The sequence below is a fragment of the Desulfobulbus rhabdoformis genome (assembly GCF_016919065.1).
In the GTDB taxonomy this organism is placed as follows: Bacteria; Desulfobacterota; Desulfobulbia; order Desulfobulbales; family Desulfobulbaceae; genus Desulfobulbus; species Desulfobulbus rhabdoformis.
Genome location: NZ_JAFFQA010000014.1, coordinates 62,087 through 76,792, shown reverse-complemented (window position 1 = coordinate 76,792; position 14,706 = coordinate 62,087). Strand labels below are relative to the sequence as shown.

11 protein-coding genes are annotated in these 14,706 nt (G+C 51.5%); 4 read left to right on the top strand and 7 right to left on the bottom strand.

Going from position 1 to position 14,706, the window contains the following annotated elements; all coding sequences use genetic code 11:
- Positions 1 to 57: 57 nt before the first annotated feature.
- The 4 genes from JWJ90_RS09570 to JWJ90_RS09555 are packed head-to-tail and all read left to right on the top strand — an operon-like array spanning position 58 to position 6,022.
- Complete coding sequence (locus tag JWJ90_RS09570) at positions 58 to 852, top strand: amino acid ABC transporter permease (protein ID WP_205226995.1); 795 nt, start codon at positions 58 to 60, stop codon at positions 850 to 852.
- A complete protein-coding gene (locus JWJ90_RS09565) occupies positions 849 to 1,610 on the top strand; it encodes an amino acid ABC transporter ATP-binding protein (RefSeq protein WP_338032313.1) in 762 nt (253 codons plus the stop codon). The genes JWJ90_RS09570 and JWJ90_RS09565 overlap by 4 nt, the downstream gene beginning before the upstream one ends.
- A gap of 44 nt (positions 1,611 to 1,654) precedes the next feature.
- The gene (locus JWJ90_RS09560) at positions 1,655 to 2,572 is read left to right on the top strand and encodes an AEC family transporter (protein ID WP_205226994.1); all 918 of its coding nucleotides are present in this window, start codon (positions 1,655 to 1,657) and stop codon (positions 2,570 to 2,572) included.
- A 12-nt stretch (positions 2,573 to 2,584) separates the two neighbouring features.
- Positions 2,585 to 6,022: a mechanosensitive ion channel domain-containing protein gene (locus JWJ90_RS09555; RefSeq protein WP_205226993.1), complete on the top strand. Its 3,438-nt coding sequence runs from the start codon at positions 2,585 to 2,587 to the stop codon at positions 6,020 to 6,022.
- 18 nt (positions 6,023 to 6,040) lie between these two features.
- Here JWJ90_RS09555 and JWJ90_RS09550 read toward each other — a convergent pair whose 3' ends face one another.
- The 7 genes from JWJ90_RS09550 to JWJ90_RS09520 all read right to left on the bottom strand — a co-directional run bounded on the left by JWJ90_RS09550 (position 6,041) and on the right by JWJ90_RS09520 (position 14,044).
- Positions 6,041 to 6,535, bottom strand: coding sequence for a hypothetical protein (locus tag JWJ90_RS09550; protein ID WP_205226992.1), 495 nt, complete (start codon positions 6,533 to 6,535; stop codon positions 6,041 to 6,043).
- On the bottom strand, positions 6,532 to 7,029 hold the full coding sequence (lepB, locus tag JWJ90_RS09545; RefSeq protein WP_338032312.1) for a signal peptidase I: 498 nt from the start codon (positions 7,027 to 7,029) through the stop codon (positions 6,532 to 6,534). The genes JWJ90_RS09550 and lepB overlap by 4 nt, the downstream gene beginning before the upstream one ends.
- 20 nt (positions 7,030 to 7,049) lie before the next feature.
- Positions 7,050 to 8,366, bottom strand: a complete 1,317-nt coding sequence (locus JWJ90_RS09540) for a histone deacetylase family protein (RefSeq protein ID WP_205226991.1) — start codon at positions 8,364 to 8,366, stop codon at positions 7,050 to 7,052.
- Positions 8,367 to 8,672: 306 nt separating this feature from the next.
- Entirely contained in the window at positions 8,673 to 10,358 is a 1,686-nt protein-coding gene (locus tag JWJ90_RS09535) for a hydantoinase/oxoprolinase family protein (protein ID WP_205226990.1), read from the bottom strand.
- 177 nt (positions 10,359 to 10,535) lie between these two features.
- Complete coding sequence (locus tag JWJ90_RS09530) at positions 10,536 to 10,964, bottom strand: gamma-glutamylcyclotransferase family protein (RefSeq protein ID WP_205226989.1); 429 nt, start codon at positions 10,962 to 10,964, stop codon at positions 10,536 to 10,538.
- A gap of 97 nt (positions 10,965 to 11,061) precedes the next feature.
- A complete protein-coding gene (locus tag JWJ90_RS09525; RefSeq protein WP_205226988.1) occupies positions 11,062 to 13,464 on the bottom strand; it encodes a tetratricopeptide repeat protein in 2,403 nt (800 codons plus the stop codon).
- A 70-nt stretch (positions 13,465 to 13,534) separates the two neighbouring features.
- Complete coding sequence (locus tag JWJ90_RS09520) at positions 13,535 to 14,044, bottom strand: O-acetyl-ADP-ribose deacetylase (RefSeq protein ID WP_205226987.1); 510 nt, start codon at positions 14,042 to 14,044, stop codon at positions 13,535 to 13,537.
- Positions 14,045 to 14,706: the final 662 nt, after the last annotated feature.

Below are 14,706 nucleotides of genomic sequence, written 5' to 3'. Positions count from 1 at the left end.
GTAGTGTACATCAACCCCTGAGCTGGTTTTCTTTTTTTTGTTCCTGTAAAAAGATATATGGTATCTCACCTTCCGAAACCTGCAACTCTGCGTGACTGGCTGCTGTACCTGGCGACTATTGCAGGCTGTATCATGCTGGTACTGCGCGGTGCCGAGCGACTCGGTTATAGTTGGCACTGGCGACAGATCCCACGCTATTTGGGCTCGCTGAGTGATGGCGTTTTTGTTGCCGGTCCTTTGCTGAAGGGGCTGGTGGTTACCCTGGAGATCACTGGTTACAGCCTGGTTCTTGCCGCCTCTATTGGGCTTGTTACGGCCCTGTTGCGTCTTTCCAGTTCTAGTATAGGGCGTGTTCTGGCCCGCATGTATCTGGAGATTATTCGCAATACCCCGCTTTTGGTGCAGATATTTTTTCTCTACTTTGTTATGGCACCGATTCTCGACATCGGGCGGACAGCCACAGCAGTGCTGGCCCTGAGCCTTTTTGAGGGGGCCTATGCCTCGGAAATTTTTCGTGCAGGGATTACTTCCATCGACCGGGGCCAGTGGGAAGCCTGCTACAGTCTCGGGCTGACCCAGCTGCAGAGCTACCGCAAAGTCATCCTCCCCCAAGCCCTGCGCAGGGTTGTGCCTCCAATGACATCACAGGCGGTCTCGCTGATAAAAGACTCGGCTCTGGTCTCCACCATTGCTGTGTACGATGTCACTATGGAGGGGAGAACCATCATCGCTGAGACTTTCTTTAGTTTTGAGATCTGGTTTGTGGTTGCGGCCATCTACCTGGTGCTGACCTTGACTCTTTCCACCCTTGCCTCCTTTCTGGAACGCCATCTTTTTCGCACGCACGCATGAGACAACAACAATCCATGACATCCTCTGGCGTATCCATTATTCACGCTGCACACCTGATGAAAACCTTTGGCGCGCTTCTGGCGCTTGATGACTGTTCCATTACCGTGGAGCGGGGAGAGGTACTCGTGGTCATTGGTCCCTCGGGATCGGGGAAATCGACCCTGTTGCGCTGCCTGAACGGTCTGGAAGAAATTGACAGCGGGCGTATTGTCATTGACGGCATAGAACTCAATCATCGTGAGAGCAACCGTCTGCGGATTCGGCGAGAGGTCGGTATGGTGTTTCAATCCTTTAATCTGTTTCCCCATCTCACCGTGCTGGAAAATGTTAACCTGGCCCAGAAACTTGTTCGCGGCAGGAGTACCGGAGAAGCCACTAAGCAGGCCAGGTTACTGCTCGACAAGGTCGGGGTTGGGGAAAAGCTTGACCAGTATCCGCAACAGCTATCCGGTGGCCAGCAGCAGCGGGTTGCCATAGCCAGGGCTCTGGCCATGCAGCCTAAGGTGATGCTCTTTGACGAGGCGACCAGCGCTCTGGATCCTGAAATGATCGGTGAGGTGCTTGATGTCATGCGCTCGCTTGCCCGTGAAGGGATGACCATGGTGGTGGTGACCCATGAAATGGGCTTTGCCCGCGAGGTGGGGGATCGGATTGTTTTCATGGAGTCAGGACGAATTATCGAACAGGCTGCAAGCACTGAATTTTTTGAAAATCCTGCGAGTGAGCGAACGCGACAGTTCTTGCGGCAGATTCTTTAACGAATGCCCCTGGATCCTCTTTACCACCGATCTCTGGAGACCCGATGATTCTTCTTGATGCACTTTTTCCTGTGCTGGCCCTGATCGTTTTTGGTTGGTGCGTACGCCGTTTTGGCTTAACCGATGCCGCCTTTCATCGTGTGTCGGATAAACTGGTCTATTACGTCTTTTTTCCTCTGATGCTGTTTTGGAAGATTGGCGGTGCTCCCCTTGCGCTCACCGAAAGTTGGCGGTATTTGCCGGCGGCCGTTCTGGCAGTTAGTATCGTCTGTGCCCTGAGCCTTGCTTATATTCATTTTCGTCCGGTGACTGATTTTCAGGCAGGTTCGTTTAATCAGGGGTGCTATCGGTTCAACACCTATATCGGTATGGCTGTCTTGATTAATACGTTTGGACAAACCGGGGTACAGCTTTATGGCATTTTGATCGGTCTGCTTATACCGCTGATCAACGTTTTCTGCGTCAGTATTCTCATCTGGTTCGGAGGGGCTCCGGCTACAGGAAATCGTCTTGTCACTACGCTGAAACATTTGCTTGCCAACCCGCTGATCCTCGCCTGCCTGGCTGGTATCAGCTATTCGTTTCTTCGTGGTGGGTTTCCCTCCCCGGTTGACAATACCCTCAGGTTGATGAGTCAAGTCACGCTGCCACTCGCTCTTTTCTCCATTGGTGGAAGCCTGAGTTTTGCCGGACTGAAAAATAATTTCAACCTGGCCCTGGTCACAGCCCTCTTTAAACTTGTCTGCCTACCTCTGGTTGGCCTTGGGCTGTTGTGGCTTTTCGGAGTCACAGGTCTGGCATTTAAGGTGAGTATGCTCTTTTTTGCCCTGCCCACCTCAACCGCCATTTATATTCTGTCTTCACAACTCAACTCCGATACCGAGTTGGCATCGGCAATTATTGTTCTCTCTACCTTGCTCTCCTTTGTCTCCATGGCCTGTGTGCTTTTGGCTGTGGCCTGAAAGGTAACTCGTATGCATAAGATCAAGCTTCCCTCTCGTGTTGTGCACCTTGTGGTTTTTGTGGTTTTGATGTTCGGGCAAAACTGCCCAGCTGCCGACAGTGCGCTCAATGGCGATCATCTGCAATTTTCCCCTAATACACTCAAGGCTAAGATTGCTGTGGTTTCCGAGAATTCGCAGATGGACGATGCCACAAAAAACAAGCTGCTGGAACTTTATCGCCGGGGACTTGAAAATCTCAGCACCATGCAGGCAAATGAGACCCGGGCCAACGGCTATGTTGCCGCCATCAGCTCTGCACCTGAGGAGATCAAAAAAGTACGTCTTTCCCTTAAAAAGCTGGCAGCCCGCAAAGAGACCAAGATGCGTCAACTAGCCAGCTCCAGGGAGGATCGTCGTCCCTTGAAGGAGCTGGAGCGGGAGCTGATCAAAGCCAAGGCCGAGGAGACGGAATTAGAGGCAGGACTTGATGATTTGAACCGGCAAAGTAACTTCTTCACCGATCGTCCGGGCCAAATTAGTCAACGCCTCGCTGCAATCAAGGAAAGCACCGATGCGATTAATGGAGCGGCTAAAATATCCCCTCAGCCCGGCGTCGACCCGGAAATCAGCAAAGCGCAAAATCTGGTGAATCGGTCCAGACTGGCCTCCCTGCAAAGTGAATCCCGTATGCTGAATCAGGAATTGGTCAGCATGCCGGTACGCAGTGAACTGATAAATGCCCAAAGGGACGAGGCCGCTTTCCGGCTGGAGCTTGTACGCCTTGATGTGCAGGATATTGAAACCAAGGTAAACCGTAAACGTCAGGAGGAGGCAAACCAAAGTGTTGGTGCAGCAAAAGAGATGTTGGCTAAGATGGCTGATAATCAGCCGGTCTTGCAACAGGCTGCAGCAAAAAATGCCTCTTACAGCGAGCAGTTGCTCAAGACCTCCGACGCCCTGAAAACAAGCGCCAGATTGCGTGATACACTCAGTGGCGAGTTGAGCCGAATCGAAGGGACCTACGCCAGTACCAAACAAAAAATTGAAGTCGTGGGGTTGAGTCATGCTTTGGGGTTGTTGCTCCATGATATTCAGCGCAACCTGCCAGACGACAGGAAGTTGGCTAAAAAACGTAGCCAAAACAGTCAGATAATCGCTGAAATAGGATTGCTGCAGGTACAGGAGGAAGATGAAAAGAAAAAGATCGAGGACCGTGAAAAGTATATCCTTGAGATTCTGGGAACAACTGATCCTGAGATCGCCAAGGAACTCAAACCCGAGTTACGCAAAATTATCGCAAGCAGAAGCGACCTGTTGGACAAAAATATTGCGGCCAACCGAACCTACTTGAGCCAGCTTTCTGAAATCGAGCTGCTTTACACCAACCTGGTGGGGACTGTCCAAGATTTCAGCAATTATCTGCAGGAACATCTTCTCTGGATGCGTTCCACCCCGCCGGTCAATCTGCGTGGTTTGACAGAGCTTCCCCGAGAAATACAAACCCTGTTCTCTCCTGAACGTTGGAGTGGAGTCGGACAGGTATTACTGCATAACGTCCTGGTTTCCCCAATTTTCTTGTTGGTTGTTGTTTTCTGTGGAGTACTCTACACACTGCGGAAGATGGTGATCAACCAACTGGAGACAGCAGTGAATCTGGCCGGGAATCCCACCAGTTATACTTTTGGTCTTTCCATCAAGGCTCTGGTATTGACCGCGGTTCTTGCTCTGCCCTGCCCATTGCTCATTGGTGCTGCTGGCTGGCAGTTACAGGCCTATGGGGAGGGCAGTGATTTTACCCGTGCCGTGGGGAATTCCCTGCTTTTTTTCAGTCTGCGATTTTTCTATCTCCGCAGTATTATCGAGTCATTGCGTCCCATCGGGCTTGCCTCACGAGTATTTTTCTGGTCGCGGGAAAAGGTCGAGTATCTTCGGCAGCAGACCCGACAATTTCTCTTTGCCTTCCTGCCGGTGGCGTTTTTTACCCAAATCGCTTTTTTCGGCAATTATCGGGCTGGTAGCAGTCATACCTTGGGACGGCTCAGTATTATCGTTCTGCTCGCTGTGATCATGTTTTGTGCCCTACGAATTTTTCATCCCCAATCCGTTGTCTGGCAGAAAATGCGGACAAACGGACCTGCAAACCTGCTTGGACGTTTGCAACCTTTTTTGTTTACTGTCACTGTGGTTTTGCCTTTAATCCTTGGGGGGCTTGTCCTTGCGGGCTATATTTTTGCCGTTGGCGGTCTCCTCAGTTGTCTGCTTAATACCATCTGGCTGTCCTTTGTCCTGGTTGTCGGTCATCAGGTGCTCGAACGTTGGCTCATTCAATCGGGCAGGCAACTTGCCCTGAAAAAGGCCTGGCAGCGAACATCGCTTGATATGGTCGGCGACGCTACAGGGAATGTCGCTCAGGTGCCCGAAGCAGAAGCTGCACCCGTGCCTGAGGAAAATCTGGCGGATTTGAGCCAAGATAGCCGTAAATTGCTTAATGCCCTGGTTATCTTTGTTGGGCTTGCGGGATTGTGGTTGGTCTGGAATGAGGTACTTCCCGCTCTGCGGATGTTTAATCATTACACCCTGTGGACCAATGTTATCCAGGTCAACGGCCATGCGCAGTCATATCCGGTGAGTGTGGCCGATGCAGGGATGACCATTCTCATTGGCTTTCTGACGATTATCGGTATCCGTCATCTTCCGGCTCTGTTGACCATCATCCTTTTGAAACGACTGCAGATGAGTGCAGGGAGCCGTTATACCGTGGTAACGCTGACACGATATGGTATTGGCGGAGCTGGCGTGATTTATATTGCCGATTCACTTGGCTTCAGTTGGTCGCAGATTCAGTGGCTGGTGGCAGCCCTCGGTGTGGGAATCGGCTTTGGTCTGCAGGAGATTGTGGCCAACTTTATCAGTGGTATCATTATTTTGTTTGAACGCCCCATCCGTTTGGGGGATGTGGTCACGGTGGATACCACGGTCGGCGTGGTCACCCGCATCCGTATTCGCGCCACCACGATTCGCGATTTTGACGGCAAGGAACTCTTGGTGCCCAATAAGGAGTTTATATCCAGCAGACTGCTCAATTGGTCACTCAGCGACCCCATTAACCGTATCATTTTACCGGTGGGGGTGGCCTATGGCAGTGATGTGGGGCTGGCCATGCATCTGATGCAGCAGGCTGCGGAAAACGAACCCCTGGTTCTGGCTGAACCGCGAGTCACCGTCACATTTGACAGCTTTGGCGACAACTCGCTTCTTTTAAATCTTCGCTGCTTCGTCAACTCTGTCGATGATCGCCTCACCGCAAAGACCCGCCTGCACCTGGCCATTGATAAGGCCTTTCGGGAGGCTCAGATCAGTATCTCCTTTCCCCAGAGGGATGTGCATCTTGATACGAACTCGCCGCTTGAGGTGCATCTGGTCCAGAAACAAGAACCGGTGGAAAAGGGCGATGAAAATGGATCCTGAATCCGTGAGCAATTCAGGTCAGCGTTCCAGCACCTCCACCATAGCCAGTTTGGTAAAGAGCCAATCACCATCCATTTTTTTCAGGTTGGCTTCAAGTTCCTGGACATCGCCGACTTGACTTCCTGCCCCTTTTCCCGTGATCCGCAGGGTGCAGAGTAAAGAGGCCTGTTTGTTGCCCAAGAGGGATATGTCCAGATCATGGGTTGATACCTTGACCTGGGAAAATGAGTTTCGTGCAAGCACTATCCTATCCTGGATATTCTTGCGGCTGTATTCACCGACGAAGTCTGCGTACTCAATCTCAAGTGTGCATGGGTCGTGAAACAGTTTTGCCATATTTCGTGCTCGAAACAGCGAATCAATGGCCTTTTCATCGGGTGCCTTGGAGGCAAGTTCTTCCATCCGGGCAACCTGCTTGCGGATGGCACGTTTGTCCCCTGGCCAGAGAGTAAACCCCAAAATAATGAGAATAACCGCGACGATTCCAACAAGTATAAGTTTTTTCGAATTCACCAGAGGAGTCCTCCTACGATACGTTGCATGTTTACCTGGCCAAATTGATGCACTTCCATGGGAACGCGCCGGTTATCGCCCACCACATAGACCTTGCCCGGTTCAACCGTTCGCGGAGCCAGGTTCCAGGGCAGAGGATCCTGCAGGTAGGGTTCGTTTACAGCTCGGCCATTGACCAGAAGCACGCCCTTTTGAAAGGCCACAGTTTCTCCTGAGAGGGCGACGATTCGTTTGAGAAGATTCACCCGTGTACCCGCAAAGCGGATCACTACCACGTCCCCAGGCTTGGGATCGTGGAAAAGATAACGCCCCCGCCAGCAGAAGTTCCATGTCCCGTCACGATAGGTCGGCTCCATGGAGTGGCCCTGAATCCGCAGTGGGAGCAGCACCTGGCTAAAGAGGATGACTGAGCCGACAACAAGCGCCAGGAGTCGCAGAAGATATGCCCTGTTGACTTTGGGCAGCAGAAAGGTGCGGAGCAGGCGGTCTTGCACTGATTTTCGGCCTTGCTGTTTCAGTTGTACTCGTCCTTGTACATAAACTGTTTGTTCTTCTGGTCAAGCATCTGGGTGACCAGATAGTCCTTGTTGCTGCTTGTGTGATAGGCCTCGTACCCCTCTTTTTCACAGGCCGGACAGCAGTCGATGGGCAGCTCGACCCCAAGACAGGGGAGCAGGTGGCTGGAGCTTGATTTGATCAGCCGCAGTCCCCGGCACTGGTCACAGTCTTTGAGTTCTTCCCGCTGCTTTTCCAGGATATTGTCGGTGTCGTAGAAGATTTTCCTTTCCCGAATAAAAAAGTTCCCCTCTTTTTCATAGTCATCCGCCAGGGGATGAAAGTAGCCATCCAGCAGGTGGGTGCAGGAATTTTTGATGTATTCCATGGTCTCAAGCTTTTCTTTGAGGGTGGCGCTGTTGTAGTCAGGCTCGCGTACACCGGAGTAATCACAACCGGCCATGGCCAAACAGATGCCCAGATTGACATAGGGGAGGGCGCCTTTGATGGAGTAGCCCCCCTCAAGAACCGCAATATCGGGCTTGAGCAGTTCATTGAGTTTGGCATACCCCTGGGCGGAGAACTGCATATTGGTGATAGGGTCGGAGTAGTGATTATCCTGACCTGCAGAATTGATGATCAGGTCGGGTTTAAAATCTGCCAGAATGGGGAGGACCACGTTTTCCAAGGCGTAAAGATAACCTTCATCCGAGGTCTGGGGGGGCAGGGGAATATTGATTGTCTTGCCCAGCGCCCGTGGTCCGCCGTTTTCAAAGGGAAAACCCGAGCCAGGATAGAGGGTGCGCCCATCCTGGTGCAGAGAAATAAACAAAACATCAGGATCATGCCAATAGATATCCTGGGTGCCGTCGCCATGGTGGCAGTCGGTGTCGACAATGGCAATGCGCTTGCGACCATAATGCTCGCGAATCCATTCGATCATTACCGCCTCGATATTGATGTTGCAGAAGCCGCGGTTGCCGTGCACCACCTTCATCGCGTGGTGGCCTGGGGGACGCACCAGGGCAAAGGCCCGCTTGGTTTCCTGCTCCATCACCAGACGGGCGGCCTGCATGGCACCTCCGGCGGAAACGCGGTGGGATTCGGTGCAGACCCTCTCCACCGAAGGAAAGCAGAAGTGGGCTCGCATGATATCTTTGTTAGTGGCATAGAGCGGGCGGTATTCGTCGATCCCTTCGATATCAAAGAGCCCCTCTTCGCGGAATTGATCCTGGGTGTAGAGGAGACGCTCCTCACGTTCGGGGTGGGTGGAGGAGATGGCCCAGTCGAAGGCGGGGAAGAAAATGACGCCGAGAGAAGTGTTGGCTTTCAGCATAGGGGGTACCCTTGTAGTATGGTCAAATGATCACAGAGATTCCAGCTTTGCCCGATCAGGGGTTGTGTCGCTGAGTGTACATTAGCGACAACCCGCGCCTGGCTAAATGTGGCGCCCCTGAGACCACTTTTGTGATGGAGTCGTTAAAAAAATACGAGAAATTATTTATCGCAGGTACATTTCGTTCCAACAAAAGCTGCAATGATCTGAAGACGGTACGAGCGGGGCATGTCCGCGACAGAAGATTACTTTACTGGATATTTGCCTCCTCGCCCCTGTATGGGCAAACAAAGGAGTATTCAACGCTCAAAGCACCTGCACCGCAACCGGTTCACCCGCAAGCTGCGCTGTCACCGCCGGTCGCACCTGGGCTACCACCCGAATATTCTTGCCACTGGAGTAGGAGCCATCAATCATGTTGAAAGAATCCGCCTGGGTGATTTGAATATCCTCCGGGGGCATGGTTATTCCTGCCTCGGCCAAATCCTCAACCAACAGGCTGCGAGCCTCTTCCACTGCCTCATCCAGGCTGAACTTTCGGTTTACAGTGCGATAAATGCCTAACATCGGTACGGAGAGGTTACCCCGGGCGGTGTTGGCCGTAAGGGCCAGGTGGCTGGTGGTGCGGGTAAGGGCCGCGCCCACCGCATTGGCCACTCCGTGGAGCGAAGGCACTTCCACTTCCAGGCCAAGACGTTTGCCGAGCATCTGTTGAAAAACAGCTGCCGGCCCTCCGATCACGGTCAGTTTTTTGGGTTCAATGGCCCGATCTTCCAGCATTTCATGAATGGTGTACACCGGCTTGGCGTTGACCATCCGCACCAGCGATTTGATTTTGGTGGCTATGGTGTTGAGTGCATCCTCAATGGCCAGCCTGGCAAGCTCATCCGCATTCATGCTCTTGGCTGCGGCAAGCGTTTCCAGACCCTGTTTTGAGGCAGCGATATCACCAAAAGAGGCCTGGCCGAGATGGTTGAAGGCATCCATCAGTGTTGGGGTGGTTCCACCGGCAGCCATACAGGGACCGATTCGATCAGGGCCGGTGGAGACCTGACCACCCTCTACTTGAATCAGGGAGTCGCCACCGATACCGATGGACTCCACATGGATGGCACGGACCAAGGTGGGGCGATTCTCAATGGCGATGCCTTCCCGTTCCAAAAGCGGCTCGCCAGCGGCAAAGAGGGCGATATCCGAGGTGGTGCCGCCGATATCGAGCATGAGCATATCCTCACTTGCGGGACTGGTCGCCAAAATACCCATGACCGAGGCTGCAGGGCCTGAAAAAATGGACTGCACTGGGAGTTCCAGTGCCCTGGAAAGCGGCATGGTTCCGCCGTCTGCCTTGAGGATGTTGACCTCGGCCTCAAGATTGAAGCCCTTCAGGCTTAAGTTGAGCGCCTGGGCAAATTTCTGAAAGGTACGCCAGACTGCTGAATTGTAATAGGTGGTGTGAATGCGGCGGCCAAAGTTCAACTGGCCTGAGACCAGGTGCCCAAGGGTGATGCAGTCCGCCTTGTCTTTCAGCTCTTCAGCCATTCTGTTTTCATAAGCAGGGTTACGTGTCGAGAACTTGCAGACCACCCCGTAGCTTTTGATCCCCTGTTTTTGGCAGGCGGAAATCGCCTCCTCCAGGTCCGGTTCGTCCAGGGCTGAGGTCTCGGTACCCAGATGGTCCAGACTGCCGTAGATCTGATGGTAATGACCGCCAATAGCATAATGTTTGGCGGCAATGCCCGGCCCACCGACGACCAGCATGCCTACGGGATCAGTCTTGCCGGTGACAATGGCGTTTGTGGTCAGGGTGGTGCTCAGGTTGAGTGTTTTCACACGGGCCGGATCCTGGCCTGTGAGGACCGATTGCAAAACCAGGGTAATCGATTCGAGCAGATTCTCGCGGTTGGTGGGGGCTTTGGCGGCTGCAAGTAAGCGACCGCCATCGATAAGGACGCCGTCGGTGTGGGTGCCGCCGATATCAATTCCTATGCGCATGGCAACTCCTTGCCTGGATGGTGGGGAAGGGCGATTTTCTGAATTCGTGATGGCGGTCGGTCACTGAACAACGTATCATTTTACTGAGACGAAGATTGCTAAACAAATTCATGTATTGTTCAGTTGCACCCGCCGCCACGAATTCAACGACTGTTTGTACGATTCATGCGGGAGAGATCAGTCAATCGCCTTGAATCCGCAGTACTGGTGCTGAAAGGTGGTTTTTCCCTGCTCAAGAAAGGTGGCAAAGTCCCACTCAATCTCGGTGAGCAGGTGACTGAGTTCGGGCCGAAAGAGGTAGCAGTCTACCGTGAGCTGTTGCCCGTCTTCAAGGAGGACCGTGACCGCTTGCCGGTTATAGTAGTCGCCTTCAAATTGATCCAGCCGTTGCCAGTTGGACGCAGTCAAGCCATGGTAAACAATACCGCTGACCAGACCTTCAGTCGAAGGAACAATGCCTGGGTATTTCTCATTTTTGACCAGAAAACGGCGAAAACCGCGTAAACGGGCAGGCGTGCTCTTCAGGGGACTGCCCGCCACCTCGGTCATAATATCCTCGCACATAAGCGAGCCATAGGTAAAGAGTTGATTGGAACAATTGGACATAACAAAAATTGTTAAGAGGTTGGGGCGGACAAAAAAAATGCCGATTTGTAATGCATCAATAAATAACTTTCAGGAGCAACCGAAGAATAACATTTTTCTAAAGGATTTCAATTGTTATGTCACGCCAGTTCTCCAGCGTTGCATACTCAATCTCCTGTTTTAATTGTTTGACCCGTTGTTCCAGTTTATTGACCATAAAAACCCTTTGCTGTGCCACCCACCGCTCTTTCAATGTTTCACAGTCTTTAATCAGCGAATCTATTGATTTGATGATCTCCTGTTTCGAGCGTTCAAAACGTAGTTGGCGCTGACTCTGTAGCTCTTCCGGCGTTGCCCCCTCTTGTTGCAAATCCTCGGCAGCTTTCCCTAATTGTCGGGTGGCAGCGATTATTTTTATCCAGCTTAAGTTTTCTTCGGGCTGCTTTCGTTTAAAAGCATAAGGGAGGAGGCGACTGGCTTGAGTGATTGCTCTATCTCGACTGGCACGAAGTTCTTTTTGCCTCTCACCGCTTCGCTCTAGCTCCAGTAATAGAGTATAGAACTGGGCCCGGAGCAGTTGCGTTCTACCGCAGGGCTCGTTCAGTGCTACAGCTGTTTGCAACTCCTGTAATGCGCGTTCGATAAGGGGGCGACTCTCCAAGTCTATACCAGTAAAGGCTATACGTTGGAGCCAAATTTCCGCGAGTAAGGTGTGTCCATAATAATCGTTGGGATTGGCGAGTATCGCTCGCTCAATATATTGCTCAGCGATGCCAAGTGATTTTTCCGGGTTGCGTGGGGTGGAATACACCGAACCCAGAAGTTGTAACACCAGGTAATGATTGGGATGTGCGGCTTCGGCCTGTTGGAGGGCTGCTCTCGCCAGACTGATTCGATGGCTATAGTCCAATCCCAGAAGTGGTTCGCTTGTGTTTTCGTGATTTTCAAAATCCGCGATACGGTACTGTGTGTACCCTTCTGCCAGTCGAAGGCGTGCCCGCAGCTCGTTTTGACGGCGGGGCCCACCCTCGAGCTTATTCCAGATTGCCGAAGTTTCGTTCAGCGATTTCCCTGCATTGGACAGCCACTGGGCATACTGTTTTTGGATGCTGCCCAGCGTGCGAATAACAAGCTCCTTTGCCTTATTTGCCGGGCCTTTTAATAAGATTTCCGCCTCTGAGGTACGTTCGATTCGCAATGTTGGGGGCGCTGTTGCATTGAAGAACATTTCATAGACGGTGTGTCTATGCAGGTAGGAAAAATATTGGGAATACGTCATTGCGAGTTGCGCAGCAGTCTGAGCCTTGAGCTCTTCGCAGTGCGCGATTAATCGGTTGAGAGCCTTTTTCTTCTCAGCCGTAATTGACGTTGATTCACTGCTGTTTTTTGCTGATTGACGAACACTGTCAAGCAAGGGGATCAGTGATTCGAGCTCTGCAATGGCTTCATGATTGGTTTGCCAGGTGTTCTGTTTGGCGGTGGCCGTTGCTTTTAAGAGCGATGTGGCAAGATAGCGTTGTTGCTGCTCCAGAGGTAATTGCACAAACCCTTTTGAGTTTGGTGCTATCAGTAAAAGAAGGTGTTGGAAAACATGAATTGCTTCCGTTTCATAACGCTTTTCTGCCAGGGCAATGCCGAGCAACATCAAGCCATCTTGATAGTTCGGCATCTGACTGCGTAGTTCACGCAGCTGGTTTACCGCTCTATCGAGATCGTGCCACTCACCGTAGGAAAAGAAGCGGCCCAATGCGCTGCGTCCTTCATAATAGGCGGTAAGTGCTTTACGATTCGGGAATTGCGTGGGGAGTGGGAGCACATCCCGCCATTTTTTTAATTCTGTATCCTCTTCAAGTTCGTTGCCGAAGTCGTAGGCAAGTTGAAATATCGCATCGTCAACTAATTGTTCCAAGAGCAAAGATTTATCTTCAGCGGTATTCCCCAGACGTTCGAGGTACCATGTTCGAATGAGCCGTTCTCCGCGGCGCATTCGGAGGGCCAGTAAAGCGCGGTCTGACTTGACTTGGAAATCACCTTCGACCACCCATCGCGCCGGTTGCGCAATCTGGTTGACAAGTCGAAAGAGGAGGCTGACATTGACGCCACTCACCTCTATCGTCATATTTTTCAGCGGACTGGACAGGCTGTCTTGTTGGAATAATTCTGTGGTATCCAATGACAGTACTTCAAAAAAACCGGTCTCTTTTGGAATGGCAGAGAGGTGACGAAAATGGTGATCGAAACGTGCACGCAGTAATTCAGCGTAGCTCTTGTTTTCGACACCATCAATGGTCATTTGGCCGATGAGCATATTGTGTGGCTTGATCTTGTCGATGAGATCCTCGGAACGCAGCAATAAGATCCAAAGGCCTATGCCTAAAAAAAACAATCCTATAAGCCATGCGATCAAAGCGGCCATAATTCGTTTAGCTCGTTGTATTAATACTATGGGATGGACAATTCCCTCACCTGTTCTCCCCGGAAGCAAGAAAAATAAACGCCCATCGGCCTTCCTTTTGCCCATAGTTTGTCTCCTTCAATGAATGCACCTGTCATTGCTGGAATTGAAGAGCGGTTTTGGGCCAGGCAACGGATTATTCTTCCAGACCGCGAATGGCCTGAGCAAAGGCAAATTTGGCCTGTGACTGAAAGCAGACAATGATGACTTCTTCGGGTTTACCGTTTCTTTGCAAGAACGAATGAATGGTATCGACCGCGATATCGGCGGCCTCGTCGAGGGGGAAGCCATACGCGCCACAGCTGATGGCAGGGAAGGCAATAGAATGAATGTTGTTGGCGACCGCCAATTCCAGAGATTTGCGATAGCAACTGGCGAGATACGCGGGCTCATTGTTGTTTCCGCCCCGCCAGATCGGGCCAACTGTATGAATGACATGTTTGGCTGGCAGATTGTAGCCTTTGGTGATAACCGCGTCACCGGTCTTGCAGCCACCGATGCCTCGACATTCTTCCAGAAGCTCAGGACCAGCCGCACGGTGGATGGCACCGTCAACGCCCCCGCCGCCAAGTAAACTCTCGTTGGCCGCGTTGACAATGGCGTCAACGTTTAAGGTGGTAATATCGGTTTCAACCAGTTTGATCATCGCTCTCTCCTTGCTTAAAGTCACATGGGGTTGTCTTGAATTATTACCTGAATCCGTGACGGCGGATGGTCTCTGAATAGCATATTCAGTTGATAATACAAAAATTTTTCAAACTAATTTATTTGCTATTCAGTTTCACCCGCCGCCCTTTGGGGCATCCATTAGTACGCCACCTTCACTGTTCGTAACAAGCCGATAAAGTTTACTTTAATCGACATGTCACAAACAGCGAAGCTGACACACCAATGAATGCTCACGGATCCAGGTTATTAGATATTTCAATCAAGGTCAGGTACGCGCCAGACTCCGGGAGATTGGCAGAAAAAGCAATTAATCAAGATTCCCACGAGAATACAGCGTGCATCGAAAAAAAGAGCGGTTACTGAGTAAAACAGACGAGTACAGAGCGCGCTCTTATTGTGGAGGGGGGCTTGAATATTTAGATTTTTCAATCAAGGTCAAGGCATGTAAAAAATTTTACCGCAGGCATATACATGATATCGGAGTCTTCGCTTACCTCCGAGGATAAAATTTTTTACATAACGCAGAGATTGACAGAAAAAGCAATTATTCAAGCTTCCCAGGAAGCATCGAGCAGCCCGGATTTCTCACCAGTTCAGGCGGTGCCAGATTCAAATCAGAAGCCCTGGCTGGTGAATGCA